General features: G+C 73.1%; 13 protein-coding genes. 6 read left to right on the top strand and 7 right to left on the bottom strand.

The window, feature by feature from the left end:
* Positions 1-300: 300 nt before the first annotated feature.
* The 4 genes from ACIQOW_RS00670 to hrcA all read right to left on the bottom strand — a co-directional run bounded on the left by ACIQOW_RS00670 (position 301) and on the right by hrcA (position 6,847).
* Positions 301-3,576, bottom strand: a complete 3,276-nt coding sequence (locus tag ACIQOW_RS00670) for a PDZ domain-containing protein (protein ID WP_401078042.1) — start codon at positions 3,574-3,576, stop codon at positions 301-303.
* Between the two features lie 138 nt (positions 3,577-3,714).
* A complete protein-coding gene (locus ACIQOW_RS00665) occupies positions 3,715-4,464 on the bottom strand; it encodes a 16S rRNA (uracil(1498)-N(3))-methyltransferase (RefSeq protein ID WP_401078039.1) in 750 nt (249 codons plus the stop codon).
* Positions 4,465-4,597: 133 nt separating this feature from the next.
* Complete coding sequence (gene dnaJ / locus ACIQOW_RS00660; protein ID WP_188298262.1) at positions 4,598-5,737, bottom strand: molecular chaperone DnaJ; 1,140 nt, start codon at positions 5,735-5,737, stop codon at positions 4,598-4,600.
* A gap of 75 nt (positions 5,738-5,812) precedes the next feature.
* Entirely contained in the window at positions 5,813-6,847 is a 1,035-nt protein-coding gene (hrcA, locus tag ACIQOW_RS00655) for a heat-inducible transcriptional repressor HrcA (protein WP_401078035.1), read from the bottom strand.
* Between the two features lie 287 nt (positions 6,848-7,134).
* On the opposite strand from hrcA, the gene htpX reads away from it, so the two are divergent.
* The 3 genes from htpX to ACIQOW_RS00640 are packed head-to-tail and all read left to right on the top strand — an operon-like array spanning position 7,135 to position 9,523.
* Positions 7,135-8,055, top strand: a complete 921-nt coding sequence (gene htpX / locus ACIQOW_RS00650) for a zinc metalloprotease HtpX (RefSeq protein ID WP_401078032.1) — start codon at positions 7,135-7,137, stop codon at positions 8,053-8,055.
* A 24-nt stretch (positions 8,056-8,079) separates the two neighbouring features.
* Entirely contained in the window at positions 8,080-8,664 is a 585-nt protein-coding gene (locus tag ACIQOW_RS00645) for a hypothetical protein (RefSeq protein WP_188298259.1), read from the top strand.
* Between the two features lie 31 nt (positions 8,665-8,695).
* Positions 8,696-9,523, top strand: a complete 828-nt coding sequence (locus ACIQOW_RS00640) for a DUF3097 domain-containing protein (protein ID WP_401078027.1) — start codon at positions 8,696-8,698, stop codon at positions 9,521-9,523.
* A gap of 6 nt (positions 9,524-9,529) precedes the next feature.
* Here the strand turns inward: ACIQOW_RS00640 and ACIQOW_RS00635 are convergent, their stop codons facing one another.
* The 3 genes from ACIQOW_RS00635 to ACIQOW_RS00625 all read right to left on the bottom strand — a co-directional run bounded on the left by ACIQOW_RS00635 (position 9,530) and on the right by ACIQOW_RS00625 (position 13,374).
* Positions 9,530-10,087 (bottom strand): Uma2 family endonuclease, encoded by a 558-nt coding sequence (locus ACIQOW_RS00635; protein ID WP_401078024.1) that lies wholly within the window; start codon positions 10,085-10,087, stop codon positions 9,530-9,532.
* A 41-nt stretch (positions 10,088-10,128) separates the two neighbouring features.
* A complete protein-coding gene (gene hemW / locus ACIQOW_RS00630) occupies positions 10,129-11,358 on the bottom strand; it encodes a radical SAM family heme chaperone HemW (RefSeq protein ID WP_401078021.1) in 1,230 nt (409 codons plus the stop codon).
* Between the two features lie 93 nt (positions 11,359-11,451).
* Positions 11,452-13,374: an AMP-dependent synthetase/ligase gene (locus ACIQOW_RS00625; protein WP_401078018.1), complete on the bottom strand. Its 1,923-nt coding sequence runs from the start codon at positions 13,372-13,374 to the stop codon at positions 11,452-11,454.
* A 361-nt stretch (positions 13,375-13,735) separates the two neighbouring features.
* Between ACIQOW_RS00625 and ACIQOW_RS00620 the strand changes: the two genes are divergently transcribed.
* The 3 genes from ACIQOW_RS00620 (at position 13,736) to ACIQOW_RS00610 (ending at position 18,712) form a co-directional block, all read left to right on the top strand.
* Positions 13,736-15,469, top strand: coding sequence for an ABC transporter ATP-binding protein (locus tag ACIQOW_RS00620; RefSeq protein WP_401078015.1), 1,734 nt, complete (start codon positions 13,736-13,738; stop codon positions 15,467-15,469).
* Between the two features lie 206 nt (positions 15,470-15,675).
* A complete protein-coding gene (locus ACIQOW_RS00615; RefSeq protein ID WP_401079749.1) occupies positions 15,676-17,547 on the top strand; it encodes an ABC transporter ATP-binding protein in 1,872 nt (623 codons plus the stop codon).
* Between the two features lie 94 nt (positions 17,548-17,641).
* Entirely contained in the window at positions 17,642-18,712 is a 1,071-nt protein-coding gene (locus ACIQOW_RS00610; protein ID WP_401078012.1) for a sigma-70 family RNA polymerase sigma factor, read from the top strand.
* Positions 18,713-18,794: the final 82 nt, after the last annotated feature.

The raw sequence follows: 18,794 nt of genomic DNA, 5'->3' as shown, positions 1-18,794 counted from the left end.
GGTACGTCGGGTGGTGGTGGGGCCGTACGGGCGCAGCCTAGCCGAGCCCGGCGACGGCCTGCCGGTACTCCTGGAGGTGCTTCCGGCGCACCGCGCGGATGCCGACGACGTCGCCGTCGTCCGTGTCGAAGTCCTCAGTGAGGAAGGCGACCGCGAGGATGACGAAGCCGAGCAGCCAGCGCCTGGTGAGGCGCCAGGTGTTCGGGGCCGCCGCTCTGCGCGGCGTGGCCGGCGCCCCCGCGCCCCGGAGCAGGAGGTCGGACCGGCCGACTTCCCGCTCCGGGAGGCACTGCGCCGCGGCTACGCCCAGGGCAGCGGCGGAGCCGTGCGGGCCGGGGTCCCGGCGAGCGCGGCCAGGGCCAGCCGGACGCCCTCGGACAGCTGCGGGTCCTCGCCGGCCGCCCAGTGGTGCGGGGCGAACGGCACCTCGACGTCCGGGTCGACGCCGTGGTTCTCCAGGCCCCAGCCGTAGTTCTCCAGCCAGAACGCGTACTTGGGCTGGGTGACCAGGGTGCCGTCGACCAGCCGGTAGCGGCTGTCGATGCCGATCACCCCGCCCCAGGTGCGCACACCGACCACCGGGCCGATCCCGAGCGCCTGGATGGCCGCGCCGACCACGTCGCCGTCCGAGCCGGTGAACTCGTCGGCGAGCGCGACCACGGGACCTCGCGGGGCGTCCGACGGGTAGGGCAGCGAGTGGTCGACATCCCGCACGACGTCCCAGCCGACGATCCGGCGGGCCAGCTTCTCGATCACCAGCTGCGAGGTGTGGCCGCCCCGGTTCCCCCGGACGTCGACGACCAGGCCCTCCCTGGCCATCTCGGTGCTCAGGTCGCGGTGCAGCTGGGCCCAGCCGGCCGTCTGCATGTCGGGCAGGTGCAGGTAGCCCAGCCGCCCGCCGGACAGCTCCCGGACGACGGCCCGCCGTCCGGCCACCCAGTCGTGGTACCGCAGCGGCTCCTCGTCGGCGAGCGGGACGACCACCGGGTGGCGCCGGTCGGTGCCGTCCTTCCCGGCCACGGTCAGCTCGACCGGCTGCCCGGCGGTGCCGGCCAGCAGCGGCGCCGGGCCGGCGACCGGGTCCACCGGGCGGCCGTTGACGGCGAGCACCGCGTCGCCCGGGCGGATCGCGGCGCCGGGCGCGGCCAGCGGCGAACGGGCCCTGGGGTCGGAGGACTCCCCGGGCAGGATGCGGGCGATCCGCCACTGCTCACCGTCCCTGACCAGGTCGGCGCCGAGCAGGCCCTGGCACCGGGCGGGCTCGGTGTACCGGCCGTACGGCAGCACGTAGGCGTGCGAGGTGCCGAGTTCGCCGTGCACCTCCCAGAGCAGGTCGACCAGTTCGTCGTGCGAGCCGATCCGCTCGACCAGCGGCCGGTAGCGCTCCAGCACCCCGGCCCAGTCCACGCCGGCCAGGTCGGGGCGCCAGAAGTTGTCCCGCATCAGCCGGCCGTTCTCGGCGTACATCTGCCGCCACTCGGCGGCCGGGTCGACGCTCACCCGCAGCCGGGCGAGGTCGACGGTGGTCTCCTCCTCGTCGCCGCCCTTGTGGTCGGCCGGGACGACCCGCAGCTCGCCCTCGTCCAGCACGGCCACCCGGGTGCCGTCCCCGCTGACCGCGAAGCCGTCCAGGCCGTGCACCAGCTGCTCCACCCGGCGCTTGCGCAGGTCGAAGCGCTCCAGCACCGGGCGGGGCCGGTCGTCGTCCAACGAGGCGGCCTCGTCGCCGAGTTCACCCATCAGCGGGGCCCTGGTCCAGAGCACGCCGTCCTTGGCGGCGGCCAGTTCCTCGAAGCGGCCGCCCTCGACCGGGAAGGGGATGATCCGGTCGGCGATGCCGTCCAGGTCCACCCTGGTGACCGGTGCGGCGTCGGCGGCCGCCTCCTCGCCGTCCGCCTTCCTGGCCTTCGGCTCCTCCTCCTCCCCGCCGAGCGGGCGCCCGGCCCGCTGCGGCCCGAACGGGGAGGGCGTGTCGGCGGCCAGCGTGACCAGGTAGGGGCGGCAGCCGTTCGGGAAGGACAGGTCGAAGACGTGGGCGTCGTAGACCGGGTCGAAGTTGCGCACCGACAGGAAGGCCAGGTAGCGGCCGTCCGCGGTGAAGGAGGGCGAGGTGTCCACGAAGCGCGGCTGGGTGACCTCGCCGACCGTCCTGGTGGCCGGGTTGGCCAGCACGATCTGGCGCAGCGAGTGCGGGCCCGTCCCGCGCACCGGGCGCGACCAGGCCAGCCAGGCCGAGTCCGGGCTGAACGACAGCCCGCCGGCCTCGCCGTCGGTGCTGCGGTCCAGCTCGTGCACGGCGCCGTCGGCCAGCGCGACCAGCAGCACCCGGCCGTCGTGCACGCCGAGCGCGGCCTGCTTGCCGTCCGGGGAGACCACCAGCGAGTTGACCCGGCCGAGCTGCCCCGCGGCCAGCCGGCGGCGCTCGGCGCCGTGCAGGTCGGGGGCGAACTCCAGGGCGTCCTCGCCCTCGGCGTCGGACACCCACAGCACGCCCTGGGCGCCGTCCTCGCCCGGCACCACCCGCACCAGCCGCCCGCGCACCCCCGGCGTCTCGTCCAGCACCCGGGCCGGGCCCTCCCGGTGGGTCAGCCAGTGCACGCTGCCGCGCACCACCACGGCGCTGCCCCGGCCGGTGCGGTCGGGGGCGACGGACTCCAGCCAGTGCGCGGCGGGCACCGGACGGGGGCGGCGCCCGGCCCGCGGACCGGCCGGGCGGACGTCGAGCCGGCGCGGCTCGGCGCCCTCCAGGTCGTCCAGCAGCCAGAGGTCGCCGGCCCGGTGGAAGACCACCCGGGTGCCGTCGCTGGTGGCGCCCCGGGCGTAGAAGCCGTCCGGGTCGGTGGTGTGGCGCCGCAGGTCGGTGCCGTCCGGGAGGCTGGACCACAGCTCGCCGACGCCCTCGTGGTCGGAGAGGAAGGCGATCCTCCCGCCGTGCCCGCCGTCGGGCCGAGCGGGCCCGGCCACCCACATCGGCGAGTCCAGCTGGCCGTCCAGCTCCTCGTGGACGCGGGCGAACTCCCGCCGGCCGAGCCACAGCCGGCCGGCCCGGCCGCCCCGGTAGCGCTTCCACCAGGCCGGGTCGCGGCCGTTGACGGTGCTCAGCAGCACCCCGTCCCCGCCCGGTTCGAAGGCGATCCCGCCGACCGGTCCGTACGGCAGCCGCTGCGGCTCGCCGCCGTCCAGCGGCACGGCGTGCGCCCAGGTGCGGCGCAGGCTGCCCTCGCCGGCGCTGGTGGCGGCGATCGGGCGGCCGTCGGCGGTCCAGCCGAGCACCCTGGTCTGGTGGCTGCCCCAGTGGGTGAGCCGGCGCGACGGGCCGCCGTCCACCGGCACCACGTGCACCTCGGGGGCGCCGTCCCGGGTGGAGGTGAAGGCGAGGTGCCGGCCGTCCGGGGAGAACCGCGGGTGGTGGACCGGCAGGTGGTCGGCCGTCAGCCGCCAGGCCCGGCCGCCGTCCAGCGGGGCGAGCCAGAGGTCGTCCTCGGCGACGAAGGCGACCAGGTCGCCGTGCAGGTGGGGATGGCGCAGGTAGGCGCCCGCCGAGGTGGTCGGAGAGGTGTTGAGGGAGTCCGTCACCCGGCCAGCCTAGGCAGGTGCGGGTACGCCCCGGGCCGGTTTTCCGAGACTCCGGACCGCACCCGCGGGCACCGTTGCGGCGGCCGCGGCCGGGGTGCACGAGTGGCGGGACCGGAGTGCGCGACCGGCACGAGGGGGCTACGACCAGCGGCCGGTGCGCCCGAGCAGCAGCGCGCCGGCGGCCACCCCCGCGGTGGAGGTCCGCAGCACCGAGGGGCCCAGCCGGTACGGCTTGGCGCCGGCCTCGGCGAAGGCGGCCAGCTCCTCCGGGGAGACCCCGCCCTCGGGGCCGACCACCAGGACGATGTCCCCGGTCTCCGGCAGCGCGGCGTGCGCCAGCGGCTCGGCGCCCTCCTCGTGCAGCACGGCGGCGAACGCGGCCCGCGCCAGGAGCGGCGCCAGCTGCCTGGTGGTCATCGGCTCGCGCACCTCGGGGAAGCGCAGCCGGCGGGACTGCTTGCCGGCCTCCCTGGCGGTGGAGCGCCACTTGGCGAGCGCCTTGGCGCCGCGCTCGCCCTTCCACTGGGTGATGCAGCGCGAGGCGGCCCACGGGACCACCACGTCCACGCCGGCCTCGGTCATGGTCTCCACGGCCAGCTCGCCGCGGTCGCCCTTGGGCAGGGCCTGGACGACGACGATCCGCGGCGCGGGCTCCGGCTCGCGGCGCACGGCGGCGACCGCCACGTCGATCGCGTCCTTGCCGAGCACCTCGGCGACCGTGCCCTCCACGCCGAGTCCCAGCCCGTCGGCCAGGGTCACCGCCTCGCCCGGCTCCAGCCGCTTCACCGCGGCCGCGTGCCGCCCCTCCGCGCCGTCCAGGCGCACCACGGCCCCGGGCACGGCGGCGGCGATCCGCTCGGTCTCGACGACGAAGACGGGCGCGGTCATGACGGGGACCTTCCAGGAGGGGGCTGCGGCCGGAGGGGCCTGCGGCGGAGAGGGGGAGGGGGTTGCGGCGGAGGGGGCGGACACGGAAGGGGTGCCGGGGGCAGGCCCCCCGGCACCCCTCCGCGGACGACGGCTACCGGCCGTTGAAGGCGTCCTTCAGCCGGGAGAAGAGGCCCTGCTGGCCCGGCGCGAACTGGCCGGACGGCCGCTCCTCGCCGCGCAGCACCGCGAGGCGGCGCAGCAGGTCCTCCTGCTCGGCGTCGAGCTTGCTGGGCGTCTTCACCTCGACGTGCACTATCAGGTCGCCCCGGCCGCCGCCGCGCAGGTGGGTGATGCCCCTGCCGTGCAGCGGGATCGACTGGCCGGACTGGGTGCCGGGCCTGATGTCGACCTCCTCCAGTCCGTCCAGGGTCTGCAGCGGCACCTGGGTGCCGAGCGAGGCCGCCGTCATCGGGATGGTGACGGTGCAGTGCAGGTCGTCCCCGCGCCGCTGGAAGATGTTGTGGCTGGTCTCGGCGATCTCGACGTACAGGTCGCCGGCCGGGCCGCCGCCGGGGCCGACCTCGCCCTCGCCGGCCAGCTGGATCCTGGTGCCGTTGTCGACACCGGCCGGGATCTTGACGGTCAGGGTGCGGCGGGCGCGCACCCGGCCGTCGCCGGCGCACTCCGGGCAGGGGGTCGGCACGACGGTGCCGAAGCCCTGGCACTGCGGGCAGGGGCGGGAGGTCATGACCTGGCCCAGGAAGGACCGGGTGACCTGGGAGACCTCGCCCTTGCCCCGGCACATGTCACAGGTCTGCGCCGAGGTGCCGGGGGCCGCGCCCTCGCCACTGCAGGTGGTGCAGGTGACGGCGGTGTCGACCTGGAGTTCCTTGGTGGTGCCGAAGGCGGCCTCCTCCAGGGTGATCTCCAGCCGGATCATGGCGTCCTGGCCCCGGCGGGTGCGCGAGCGCGGGCCGCGCTGGCCCGCCGCGGCGCCGAAGAAGGCGTCCATGATGTCGGAGAAGCCGAATCCCGCCGCGCCGGCGCCGAAGCCGCCCGCGCCACCGCCGCCCGGGGACAGCGGGTCCCCGCCGAGGTCGTAGACCTGACGCTTCTGCGGGTCGGAGAGCACCTCGTAAGCGGCGTTGATCTCCTTGAACCGCTCCTGCGTCTTCGGGTCCGGGTTGACGTCCGGGTGCAGTTCGCGTGCCAGGCGCCGGAACGCCTTCTTGATCTCGTCCTGCCCCGCATCCCGTCGGACGCCGAGTACCGCGTAGTAGTCCGTGGCCACCAAATGCTCCGCTTGTTCCGCCTGTAGTAGTGCTGCGACTGGTCGCCATCGCCGGATTTCCGGCGATGGCCTCTGCTAGGACTCGGCCAGGATCTGGCCCACGTACCGCGCCACCGCTCGCACCGCCCCCATTGTGCCCGGATAGTCCATCCGGGTCGGACCGATCACACCCAGTTTGGCCACGCTCTCGTCGCCCGAACCGTAGCCGACCGAAACCACCGAGGTGGAATTCAGCCCCTCGTAGGCGTTCTCCCGCCCGATCCGGACCGTCATCGCGGCGTCCCCGGTCTCACCCAGGAGGCGGAGCAGGATGACCTGCTCCTCCAGTGCCTCCAGCACCGGCTGGATGGTGAGCGGGAAGTCGTGCCCGAAGCGGGTCAGGTTGGCCGTGCCGGCCAGCATGATCCGCTCCTCGTTATGTTCGGCGAGCGTCTCGAACAGGGTCGCCAGGACGGTGCTGACGGTCGGCCGGTCGGCCTGGTCGAACAGCGCCGGCAGTTCCTCCAGCATCCCGGGGACCTCCGGGAGCCGCCGGCCGGCGGCTCTCGCGTTGATCCGGGTCCGCAGGTCCGACAGCACCGTCTCGCCGACCGAGCCGGGGCAGTCGACCATCCGCTGCTCGACCCGGCCGGTGTTGGTGATCAGCACCAGCATCACCTTGGCCGGGGCCAGCGCCACCAGCTCGATGTGCCGGACGGTGGAGCGGGTCAGCGAGGGGTACTGCACCACCGCGACCTGCCGGGTGAGCTGCGCGAGCAGCCGCACCGTGCGGGCGACCACGTCGTCCAGGTCGACGGCGCCGTCCAGGAAGTGCCGGATGGCCCGGCGCTCGGGGGCGCTCATGGGTTTGATCTCGGCGAGCTTGTCGACGAAGAGGCGGTACCCCTTGTCGGTGGGGATGCGGCCGGCGCTGGTGTGCGGCTGGTGGATGTAACCCTCCTCCTCCAGCGCCGCCATGTCGTTGCGGACGGTCGCCGGCGAGACCCCGAGGTTGTGCCGTTCCACCAGGGCCTTGGAGCCGACCGGCTCCTCGGTGCCCACGTAGTCCTGCACGATCGCGCGGAGCACGGCGAGCTTGCGTTCGTCCAGCTGGCGGACCTCACCGGCCATGGGGCGCGCACCTCCGTCTTCGCACGTTGTCCGTCTGTGTCCCTTGCCGCCGCGGGCCGCTTCCCGAGACCCCGGCCTGGCACTCTGAACACGCGAGTGCCAGAACCGTACCTGCCAGTGTAAGGCCCGGGCCCTACGGCAGGAACGGTCCGGCCGGGGTGATCCTCCCCGCAGTTCCAGCCACGGCCCGCGGGGCCCCCGCGGTTCGATCCTCCCGGCGCCGGGGTGGTGCCCGGAGGCCGTCCGGGTGGCAGCATCGAAAGCGACGGCGAACGGAGGAGCAAGCGATGTCGAGCTCGGGCCAGCACACCCGATTCGCGCCCGACCGCGGCCTGACCGGCCGCATGGTCGCGACGATGTTCGTGATCGGGCTGCTGTACGTCGGTTTCACCGGCCTGCTGATCGCGCTGCTGCGCGGCGCGTGGCCACTGATCGTCCTGATCTCCGGCGGGCTGTTCGTGGCCCAGTTCTGGTTCAGCGACAAGATCACCGAACGGGCGATGGGAGCCCGCCAGGTGTCCCCCGAACAGTTCCCCCAGCTGCACGGCACGGTCGACCGGCTGTGCGCGCTGGCCGACATGCCCAAACCCCGGGTCGCGGTCGCCGACAACGACATGCCGAACGCCTTCGCCACCGGCCGCAACCCGCAGAACGCCGTGGTCTGCGTGACCACCGGGCTGCTGCGCCGGCTGGAGCCGGAGGAACTGGAGGGCGTCCTCGCCCACGAGCTGTCGCACGTCGCCCACCGGGACGTCGCGGTGATGACGATCGCGGGCTTCCTCGGCGTGCTCGCCGGGGCGATGACCCGGATCGCCGTGTACGGCGGGTTCATGGGCGGCGGGCGCAACAACAACGACCAGAACGCGGCCGTCGTGGCGCTGGTCATCCCGCTGGTGTCGATGGTCGTCTACGCCGTCAGCTTCCTGCTCACCAGGCTGCTGTCCCGCTACCGCGAGCTGGCCGCCGACCGGGCCGCCGCCCAGCTCACCGGCCGGCCCAGCGCGCTGGCCTCGGCGCTCACCAAGGTCACCGGGCAGATCGCGGCCATCCCCAGCAAGGACCTGCGCCAGGCCCAGCCGTACAACGCCTTCTACTTCGCCCCCGCGCTGAGCGCCCGGGAGACCGCCTCGCAGTTGCTGTCCACCCATCCGAGCCTGGAGAAGCGGCTGGAGCAGCTGGCGCGGATCTCCGAGCAGCTCGGCCGCTGAAGCCCCGAACCCGAGAGGACCGCCGTGGGAATCCTGGACACCCTGTTCGGCCGCACCAAGCCCGTCAAACCCGACCTCGACCAGCTGTTCGGCGTGCCGTCCGCCGCGCTCACCCTGGAGGCCGGGGCCGGCTTCACCCCCACCGGGCTCGGCTCGGTCTGCTTCGCGGCCGTCGAGGGTGCGGCCTTCGTCCAGGTCGAGCAGCAGGTCAGGGCGCTGCTGGACGCCGACACCGAGCGCGGCGGCGTCCCCGTGGAGGCCTCCAAGGACGGCTACGGCTACTCCTGGCTGCTCGCCCGGCACCGGCCCGAGGAGCTGCCGGAGCTGGTGAACGACCTGCACGCGGTCAACAGCGAGCTGGAGGCGAACGGCTTCGGGCCGCAGCTGCTCTGCTCGCTGGTGGCCTTCAGGAATCCGGAGGGACAGTCACTGGCCCTGGTCTACCTCTACAAGCGGGGGACGTTCTACCCCTTCGCCCCGATGCCCGGCGGCGGGGAGCGGCGCAACAGCCCGCTGGAGTTGCAGGTCAACGCGATGCTGGGGAACGACCTGCGGCTGGAGAAGGACCTGAGCCGCTGGTTCCCGGTCTGGGGCGCGCCGGGCCTCTGACGCACCGTCCGCCCTCCCTATGATCACCCGTATGCGCAGCCGCCAGTACGGACCCGACCTGACCCCGCCGTGGAAGAACCAGGCCCCCGCCCCCGAGGTGCCCGCCGAGCGGGACCTGGTGGTGGAGGAGGCGGCCACCGGCTTCTGCGGGGCGGTGGTGCGCTGCGAGAAGACCGCCGAGGGGTTCACCGTCACCCTGGAGGACCGGTTCGGCAAGCACCGGGTGTTCCCGCTGGTGCCGCGCGGCTTCCTGCTGGAGGGCAGGGCCGTCACCCTGGTCCGCCCCACCGGCCCCGCGGCCCCCCGCACGCCGTCCCGCACCGCCTCCGGCTCGGTCGCCGTCCCCGGCGCCCGCGCCCGGGTCGCCCGCGAGTCGCGGATCTACGTCGAGGGCCGGCACGACGCCGAGCTGGTCGAGCGGGTCTGGGGCGACGACCTGCGGATCGAGGGCGTGGTCGTCGAGTACCTGCGGGGCATCGACGACCTGCCCGCGATCGTCGCCGACTTCGCCCCCGGCCCCGGCCGCCGCCTCGGCGTCCTGGTCGACCACCTGCTCCCCGGCACCAAGGAGCACCGCATCGCCGCCCGGGTCACCGGCGACTCGGTGCTGGTCGTCGGCCACCCCTACATCGACATCTGGCAGGCCGTGAAGCCCGCGAGCGTCGGCATCCCCGCCTGGCCCGCCGTCCCGCGGGGGGAGGACTGGAAGGAGGGCACCTGCCGCCGCCTCGGCTGGCCGGTGGACACCCCGGCGGCGTGGAAGCACATCCTGTCGAAGGTCGACAGCTACAAGGACCTGGAGCCCGAACTGCTGGGCCGGGTCGAGGAGCTGATCGACTTCACGGCCCTGCCGGAATGAGGCCGGTCAGACGTACTTCTGAAAGTCCGTGGTGTCCAGATCGACATCAAGCAGGTCGACGGGGACGGGCTCGCCGAACTTGCTGGTCCGCTCGGACATGTACCTCGGGAGGCCGGAGCCGGGATCCTGACCCAACTCGGTCAGCAGCACGCACACCCCCTTGATCGGGTCGACGATCAGGTACGCGGGGACAGTGCCCTCGGCATAGAGCTCCCGCTTGGTCCGGTAATCGCGGTCGACACTGGTCTTCGAGACCACCTCGACCACCAGGGAGACGGCAGGCGACGGGAGCAGTCGCCCATGCTCCTCGACCGCCCCGCGTTCGAAGACGACGAGGTCGGGCTGAGGTTCGCTGGCCTGGCCGGGGATCCCCAGATCCTGCGTGGTGAGGGGGCGCCACCGACCGTACGGAAGCTGGTGCTGAATCGCCAGGACGATGAGGTTGTGGACCATGTCAGGGCCCGCCATCATCACGATTTCCCCCCTGATGAGTTCGGCCTTGACGCCTTCCGGCACTTCCAGGTTCTCGAAGATCCCGGTCATCCGATCATCGATGGCGGTCATCGCACGCTCCCTCCGACGGCTGACACCCACGTTAACGAAAGTCAGTCCACCAGGTCACGCACAATCGCGTCCGCGAGGAGCCTGCCCCGGAGGGTGAGGACGGCGCGGCCCCGCTCGTACGGGCCCGGGTCGAGGAGGCCGTCGGCGAGGTGCCGGGCGGCGGCCTCCCGGCCGGTGCCGGTGAGCAGGTCCAGGGTGACGCCCTCCACCAGGCGCAGCTCCAGGAGGATGCGCTCGACACGGCGGTCCTCGTCCGCCAGCACCTCGCGGGCCAGGGCCGGGGTGCGGCCCTCGGTGAGGGCCCGGGCGTAGGCGGCGGGGTGCTTGGCGTTCCACCAGCGGACGCCGCCGACGTGACTGTGGGCGCCGGGGCCGGCGCCCCACCAGTCGGCGCCGGTCCAGTAGAGCTCGTTGTGGTGGCAGCGGCCCTCGGGGGTGGTGGCCCAGTTGGAGACCTCGTACCAGGAGTAGCCGGCGGCGCCGAGCGCCTCCTCGGCGATCAGGTAGCGGTCGGCGTGCACGTCGTCGTCGATCATCGGCAGTTCGCCGCGCTTGACCCTGGCGGCGAGCCGGGTGCCCTCCTCTACGATCAGGGAGTACGCGGAGACGTGGTCGGGCCCGGCGCCGATGGCGGCGTCCAGGGAGGCCCGCCAGTCGTCGTCGGACTCGCCCGGGGTGCCGTAGATCAGGTCGAGGTTGACGTGCTCGAAGCCGGCCGCGCGGGCCTCGGCCACGCAGGCCTCGGGGCGGCCCGGGGTGTGGTGGCGGTCGAGCAGCTTCAGGACGTGCGGGCGGGCGCTCTGCATGCCGAAGGAGAGCCGGTTGTAGCCGCCCTCGCGCAGTTCGGCCAGGTACCCCGGGTCGACCGACTCCGGGTTGGCCTCGGTGGTGACCTCGGCCCCCTCGGCGAGCCCGAACTCCTCGCGGATCGCGGCGAGCATCTTCACCAGGTCGCGGGCGGGCAGCAGGGTCGGGGTGCCGCCGCCGAGGAACACGGTCCGCACCGGCGGCGCCGCGTCCCCCAGCACCTTCCGGGCCAGCCGGACCTCGGCGACCACGTTGTCCGCGTACGTCTCCTGCGAGGCGACGGCCCCGGACGAGCGCAGCTCGGTGGCGGTGTAGGTGTTGAAGTCGCAGTAGCCGCAGCGGCTTGCGCAGTACGGCACGTGCAGGTAGAAGCCGAACGGCCGGGAGCCCAGCCCGTCGAGGGCGGGTGCGGGCAGGGAACCGTCGGACGGCACCGGTTCACCGTCGGGAAGTGCGGAGGGCATGAGCCCATTGTCCCGTACGGCCCGCGAAGCGTTCACGGGCCGTACGGGAGCAGGACGGGAGCGGGGGCGGGGCAGGACGGGAACGGGCCCGGCTCAGGCCTCGTTGGCGCCCGCGTACATCGCGGTCACCGCGTCCGCGTAGGTCCGCTCGACCACCGGGCGCTTGATCTTCAGGCTCGGGGTGAGCTCGCCGTGCTCGATGTCGAGGTCGCGCGGCAGCAGGTGGAACTTCTTGATCGTCTGCCAGCGCTGGAGGTCGGCGTTGACCCGCTTCACGAAGCCCTCGATCAGCTCGTGCACGGCCGGCTCGACGGCCAGCTCCCCGTAGGAGCGGCCGGCCAGGCCGTGCTCGGCGGCCCACGGCAGCAGCACCGCCTCGTCCAGGCCGATCAGCGCGGTGCAGTAGTTGCGGCCGTTGCCGATCACCAGGATGTTGCTGACGAACGGGCAGACCGCCTTGAACTTGCCCTCCACCTCGCTGGGCGCCACGTACTTGCCCCCGGAGGTCTTGAACAGGTCCTTCTTGCGGTCGGTGATCCGCAGGAAGCCGTCCGGGGTGAGTTCGCCGATGTCCTCGGTGTGGAACCAGCCGTCCGGCTCCAGCACCTCGGCGGTCTTCTCCGGCAGGTTGTGGTAGCCGCGCATGACGCCCGGGCCGCGCAGCAGGATCTCGCCGTCCTCGGCGATCCGCACCTCGGTGCCGGGCAACGGGCGGCCCACCGTGCCGATCCGCACGTCCTCGGCGCGGTTGACGCAGGAGCCGGCGCTGGTCTCGCTCAGCCCGTAGCCCTCCAGGACCGGCACCCCGGCGCCCAGGAAGAAGTAGCCGATCTCCGGGGCGAGCGCCGCACTGCCGGAGACCGCGCCGCGCATCCGGCCGCCGAAGGCCGCCCGGATCTTCGCGAACACCAGCTTGTCGGCCAGCGCGTGCTGCGCCCGCAGGCCCAGCGGGGCGGTGCCGGTGCCGGTGGCGATCCGGCTCTCCTGGACCGCCCTGGCGTACTCGCGGGCGACCTTGGCCGCCCACAGGAAGATCTTGTACTTGGCGCCGCCCTCGGCCCTGGCCCTGCCCGCGATGCCGTTGTAGACCTTCTCGAAGATGCGCGGTGCCGAGGCCATGATGGTCGGCCGGATCACCGGCAGGTTGTGGATGATCCGGTCCACCCGGCCGTCCAGCGCCATCACGTGCCCGGTGGCGATCTGCCCGGAGATCAGCGTCTTGCCGAAGACGTGCGACAGCGGCAGCCACATGAACTGCACGTCGTCCGGGCCCAGCAGCCCGCTCGCCTCCTGCGCCCGGCCCTCGTACGCCCAGCAGTCGTGCACCAGGCGCACGCCCTTGGGGCGGCCGGTGGTGCCGGAGGTGTAGATGAGGGTCGCCAGCTGCTCCTTGCCGAGCCCGTCGACGGCCTTCTCCACCGCGTCCGGGTGCTCCGCCAGGTACCGGGCGCCGCGCTCCTCCAGCCCGGCGAGGGTGAGCAGCTCCAGCCCGCCGGTCTCGGGCGCCTCGGCGGGCTCGTCGAAGAGGATCACGGTGCGCAGCCCGGGCAGTTGGCCGAGCTGCCCGACGGCCTTGGCCAGCTGGGCCGCGTTCTCCGCGAACAGCGCCCTGGAGCCGGAGTCGGAGAGGATGAACGCGGTCTCGTCCGCGTTGGTGCTCGGGTAGACGGTGGTGATCGCGGCGCCCGCGCACATGGCGCCGAGGTCGGCGAGGACCCACTCGACCCGGGTCGAGGAGGCCAGGGCCACCCGGTCCTCCGGGCGGATGCCGAGCGCCATCAGGCCGGCGGCCACCGCCTTGACCCTGGTCGCGGTCTGCGCCCAGGTGAGCGAGCGCCACTGCTCGGCGCCGGGTGCGCCGTCCGCGGCCTGCTCGTCCACGGGCGCGGGGTAGCGGTAGGCCTCGGCGCTCGGGGTCAGGGCGACCCGCTCCAGGAACAGGTGGGCGACGGAGGCGGGACGGCCGGCGACGAGGTCGGGCCTGCCGGAGTCGATCAGGGACTGCGCGGAACTCAACGAGGACCTCCGGGGACGGGTGGCCGTCTGAGGGATTGTCGCGGCGTCCGTGGGGGCGGTCGCCGGGCCCCCGGTTCACCTGAACGGTACCGGTCAGTAACAAAGGGGCAACCAGCAGCCTAGGCGGAAACCGGTCATTCCGTAAGGGGGCAGCACCCGACGGCACCCCGCCACGACACCGGTGCCGCGCCCCGCCACCGCCCGCACCCCGCGCGGGAACGCCGTCCCGCGCCGGCCCGTCCCGCCGGTTCGGCAAAAGCCCGGCAAACCCCGGGTTCCCACCCGCCGAATCGCCTGTACGACACTACAGAACACCCAGAATTGGGGTGCGAACCCGACCGGCGACGACAAGAGTGTGCCAGTGCTGATCAGACTCCTCAGGGCGTACCTGCGCCCGTACTCCCGACCGCTCACCCTGCTGGTACTGCTCCAGCTGGTGTCCACCCTCGCGGCGCTCTACCTGCCGACGCTCAACGCCGACATCATCGACGACGGCGTGGTCAAGGGCGACACCGGCTACATCCTGCGCGTCGGCGGGGTGATGATCGGAGTGACCCTCGTCCAGGCCCTCTGCGCCATCGGCGCCGTCCACATCGGCTCCCGCACCGCCATGGCCTTCGGCCGGGACCTCCGAGCCGCCGTCTTCGACCGGGTGCAGAGCTTCTCCGCCCGCGAACTCGGCCAGTTCGGCGCACCCTCCCTGATCACCCGCACCACCAACGACGTCCAGCAGGTCCAGATGCTCACCCTGATGAGCTTCACGCTCATGGTCGCCGCGCCGATCATGTGCGTCGGCGGCATCATCATGGCGCTCAACCAGGACGTCCCGCTGTCCGGCCTGCTGCTCGCCGTCGTCCCCGCCCTCGGCGTCGTCGTCGTGCTGCTCGTCCGCGCGCTGCGCCCCAAGTTCCGCAGCATGCAGGAGCGGATCGACACCGTGAACCGCATCCTGCGCGAGCAGATCACCGGCATCCGGGTCATCCGCGCCTTCGTCAAGGACGACCACGAGCAGAACCGCTTCGCCGACGCCAACGAGGACCTCACCGACGTCGCCCGCCAGGTCGGCCGGCTGCTGTCCGTCATGTTCCCCGCCGTCATGCTGGTCGTGAACGTCTCCAGCGTCGCCGTGCTCTGGTTCGGCGCCCACCGCATCGACAGCGGCGCCATGGAGATCGGCGCGCTCACCGCGTTCCTCTCCTACCTGATGCAGATCCTGATGAGCGTCATGATGGCCACCTTCATGTTCATGATGGTGCCGCGCGCCGAGGTCTGCGCCGAACGCGTCGAAGAGGTCCTCGCCACCCGCAGCAGCGTCGTCCCGCCCACCGCCCCGGTCACCGAGCTGCCGCGCCGCGGCAACCTGGAACTGCGCGACGTCGACTTCCGCTACCCCGGCGCCGAGGCCTCGGTGCTGCGCGGCATCGACCTCAGCGCCCGCCCCGGCGAGACCACCGCGATCATCGGCTCCACCGGCAGCGGCAAGTCCACCCTGCTCGGCCTCGTCCCCCGGCTCTTCGACGCCACCTCCGGACAGGTCCTGATCGACGGCGTGGACGTCCGCGAACTCGCCCCCGCCACGATCGCCGAGAACGTCTCCATCGTCCCGCAGAAGCCCTACCTCTTCTCCGGCACCATCGCCAGCAACCTCCGCTACGGCCGGCCCGACGCCACCGACGAGGAGCTCTGGCACGCCCTGGAGATCGCCCAGGCCAAGGAGTTCGTCGAGAAGCTGCCCGAAGGCCTGGACGCCCCCATCGCCCAGGGCGGCGGCAACGTCTCCGGCGGCCAGCGCCAACGCCTGGCCATCGCCAGGACCCTGGTCCGCCGGCCCTCCGTCTACCTCTTCGACGACTCCTTCTCCGCCCTCGACTACGCCACCGACGCCAAGCTGCGCAAGGCCCTGGCCCGCGAGACCTCCGACGCCACCGTCCTGATCGTCGCCCAACGGGTGTCCACCATCCGCGACGCCCACCGGATCGTCGTCCTCGACGAGGGCGCCGTCGTCGGCTCCGGGACCCACCACGAGCTGATGGCCGACAACCCGACGTACCGGGAGATCGTGCTCTCCCAGCTCACCGAGCAGGAGGCGGCGTGACCACCCCAGGAAAGCCCCCGGCGAAGCCGGACGCCCCGAAGACCGGCCCGGCCGGCGAGAAGACCGACCTGACGAAGGCCGGTGGGAAAGCCGGGGGGAAGCCCGGTGGGAAGGCCGACCTGCCCAGCGACTCGCAGGCCGCCGCCGCCCGCCGCGGCCCGGCCGGTCCCGGCCGCTTCGCGGGCGGCCAGGGCGCCGAGAAGTCCATGGACTTCAAGGGCTCGGGCAAGCGCGTCCTCGGCCTGTTGCGCCCCGAACGCACCACCCTGATCGGCGTCATGCTCCTCGGCGTGCTCAGCATCGGCTGCGCCGTCATCGGCCCCAAGATCCTCGGCGACGCCACCGACCTGATCTTCGCCGGCGTCGTCGGCGCCCGCTTCGAACCGGGCACCACCAAGGCCCAGGCCGTCGAAGGGCTGCGCGCCCACGGCGACAACGGCGTCGCCGACCTGCTCTCCTCCGTCGACTTCACCCCCGGCCAGGGCATGGACTTCGGCGCCATCGGCACCGTCCTGCTCTGGGTGCTCGGCATCTACCTGGTCTCCGCCGTCTTCGGCATCTTCCAGGGCCGGCTCGCCACCCGGGCCGTCCAGGCCGCCGGCTACCGGCTGCGCCAGGACGTCGAGGCCAAGCTCTCCCGGCTGCCGCTCAGCTACTTCGACAAGCAGCCGCGCGGCGAGGTGCTCAGCCGGGTCACCAACGACATCGACAACATCGGCCAGTCCATGCAGCAGACCATGGGACAGGTCGTCAACTCGCTGCTCACCGTGGTCGGCGTGCTCGCGATGATGTTCTGGATCTCCCCGCTGCTCGCGACGATCGCCCTGGTCTCGGTGCCGTTCTCGGTGGTCGTCGCCACCAAGGTCGGCAAGCGGGCCCAGCCGCAGTTCGTCCAGCAGTGGAAGTCCACCGGCCAGCTCAACGCCCACATCGAGGAGATGTACACCGGCCACACCCTGGTCAAGGTGTTCGGCCGGCAGCAGGAGGCCGCGGAGACCTTCCGCGAGCACAACGAGTCGCTCTACCAGGCCGGCTACAAGGCCCAGTTCATCTCCGGCATCATCCAGCCCGCGATGATGCTGATCGGCAACCTCCAGTACGTGCTGGTCGCCGTCGTCGGCGGCCTGCGGGTGGCCAGCGGCGCGCTGTCCATCGGCGACGTCCAGGCGTTCATCCAGTACTCGCGGCAGTTCAGCCAGCCGCTCACCCAGGTCGCCAGCATGGCCAACCTGGTGCAGTCCGGCGTCGCCTCCGCCGAGCGCGTCTTCGAGCTGCTGGACGCCCCCGAGCAGAGCCCCGAACCGGCCATGCCGGAACGGCCCGAGGTGGTGCGCGGCCGGGTCGCCTTCCAGGACGTGTCCTTCCGCTACGACCCCGAGAAGCCGCTCATCGAGGACCTCTCGCTCAAGGTCGAGCCCGGCCAGACCGTCGCCATCGTCGGCCCCACCGGCGCCGGCAAGACCACCCTGGTCAACCTGCTGATGCGGTTCTACGAGGTCAGCTCGGGGCGGATCACCCTCGACGGCACGGACATCTCCGCGATGTCCCGCGAGGACCTGCGCTCCGGCATCGGCATGGTGCTCCAGGACACCTGGCTGTTCGGCGGCAGCATCGCCGACAACATCGCCTACGGCGCCGAGTCCGCCACCCGCGAGCAGGTCGTCGAGGCCGCCAAGGCCGCCCACGTCGACCGCTTCGTGCGCACCCTGCCCAACGGCTACGACACCGTCATCGACGACGAGGGCGCCGGCGTCAGCGCCGGCGAGAAGCAGCTGATCACCATCGCCCGGGCGTTCCTCGCCCAGCCGTCCATCCTGGTCCTGGACGAGGCGACCAGCTCCGTCGACACCCGCACCGAGGTGCTGATCCAGCGGGCCATGGCCCGGCTGCGCACCGGCCGCACCAGCTTCGTGATCGCCCACCGGCTCTCCACCATCCGGGACGCCGACGTGATCCTGGTGATGGAGAACGGCTCGATCGTCGAACAGGGCTCGCACGACCGGCTGATCGCCGCCGACGGCGCCTACGCCCGGCTCTACCAGGCGCAGTTCGCCGAGGCCGCGGTCGAGGTGGACTGACGGACCACCATGCGGCGGGCCGGGGCGGGGACTTCCCGCCCCGGCCCTTCGCCTTTGCCTTCGCCTTCCGGAGGCCACGCGCTACCTTGGGCCGGTGATCGACGACCAGGCCCAAGGCCGCCCGGATGTTCCGGAAGCTCCGGAGGTTCCGAACACTCCGAACACTCCGAACACTCCGGAGGCTCCGGAGGCTCCGGAGGCTCCGGAAGCTCCGGACGCCTTCGAGGCGAACCGCCGCTACCTGGGCTCGGTCGCCTACCGGCTGCTCGGCTCGTTCACCGACGCCGAGGACGTCCTCCAGGACGCCTGGCTGCGCTGGCAGGCCGCCGACCGCACCGCCGTCGCCGACCCGCGCGCCTTCCTCACCACCGTCGTCACCCGGCTCTGCTACGACCAGCTGGGCTCCGCCCGCGCCCGCCGCGAGGCCTACTACGGCGAGTGGCTGCCGGAGCCGTCCGTCTCCTACGCCGACGGACCCGACTCCCCCGCCGAACTGGCCGAACGCGGCGAGTCCGTCTCGCTCGCCCTGCTGGCCGTCCTGGAGCAGCTCACCCCCGCCGAGCGGGCCGCCTTCGTGCTGCACGACGTCTTCGCCGTCGGCTTCGAGGAGATCGGCACCTCCCTGGACCGCACCGCCGACGCGGCCCGCCAGCTCGCCTCGCGGGCCCGCCGCCGGGTCCGCGCGGGAGGCCGGGGCGAGGGAAGCCGGGGCGAGGACGGCCCGGGAGGCCGGGACCAGGGCGGCCGCCGGGCCGGCGCGGGCGCCCCGCGCACCGGCGCCGACCCGGCCGGGCACCGCCAGGCCGTCGAGGCCTTCGCCGCCGCCAGCACCCGCGGCGACATCCTCGCCCTGATGGAGGTCCTCGACCCCGACGTGGTCTGGCACTCCGACGGCGGCGGCATCGTGCGCGCCGGAGTCCGCCCGGTCCACGGCGCCGACCGGGTGTCCCGGCTGGTGGCCGGCCTGGTCGCCAAGTGGTTCACCCCCGGCACGGGCATCGGCCGCGCCGCGGTCAACGGCGAGCCCGGACTGCTCTGGTACGACCTGGCCACCGGAACGGTCGGCGGCGTCCTCGCCTTCACCGTCGACGCCGGACGGATCACCGAGGCGTACGCCATGCTCAACCCCGAGAAGCTCGGCCGCGTCCCGGCCGTGGAGCTGTGACACGGGTCACCGTCACACCCCGTCCGGCCGCGTCGTCCCCTTCCCGAACAGCGCTCCACCGGAGCGCCCTCGCGAGGAGGCG

The organism is Kitasatospora sp. NPDC091335, assembly GCF_044757205.1.
GTDB lineage: Bacteria > Actinomycetota > Actinomycetes > Streptomycetales > Streptomycetaceae > Kitasatospora.
Note: the sequence above shows the minus strand (reverse complement) of the source record. Positions and strands in the feature narration are given on the sequence as shown.

Coding starts and splice junctions, on each gene's coding strand:
- ACIQOW_RS00665 (WP_401078039.1), bottom strand. CDS start 4,464: ATGACCGCGCCCGTCTTCGTCGTCGAGACCGAGCGGATCGCCGCCGCC.
- hrcA (WP_401078035.1), bottom strand. CDS start 6,847: ATGGCCGGTGAGGTCCGCCAGCTGGACGAACGCAAGCTCGCCGTGCTC.
- htpX (WP_401078032.1), top strand. CDS start 7,135: ATGTCGAGCTCGGGCCAGCACACCCGATTCGCGCCCGACCGCGGCCTG.
- ACIQOW_RS00640 (WP_401078027.1), top strand. CDS start 8,696: ATGCGCAGCCGCCAGTACGGACCCGACCTGACCCCGCCGTGGAAGAAC.
- ACIQOW_RS00635 (WP_401078024.1), bottom strand. CDS start 10,087: ATGACCGCCATCGATGATCGGATGACCGGGATCTTCGAGAACCTGGAA.
- hemW (WP_401078021.1), bottom strand. CDS start 11,358: ATGCCCTCCGCACTTCCCGACGGTGAACCGGTGCCGTCCGACGGTTCC.
- ACIQOW_RS00615 (WP_401079749.1), top strand. CDS start 15,676: ATGGACTTCAAGGGCTCGGGCAAGCGCGTCCTCGGCCTGTTGCGCCCC.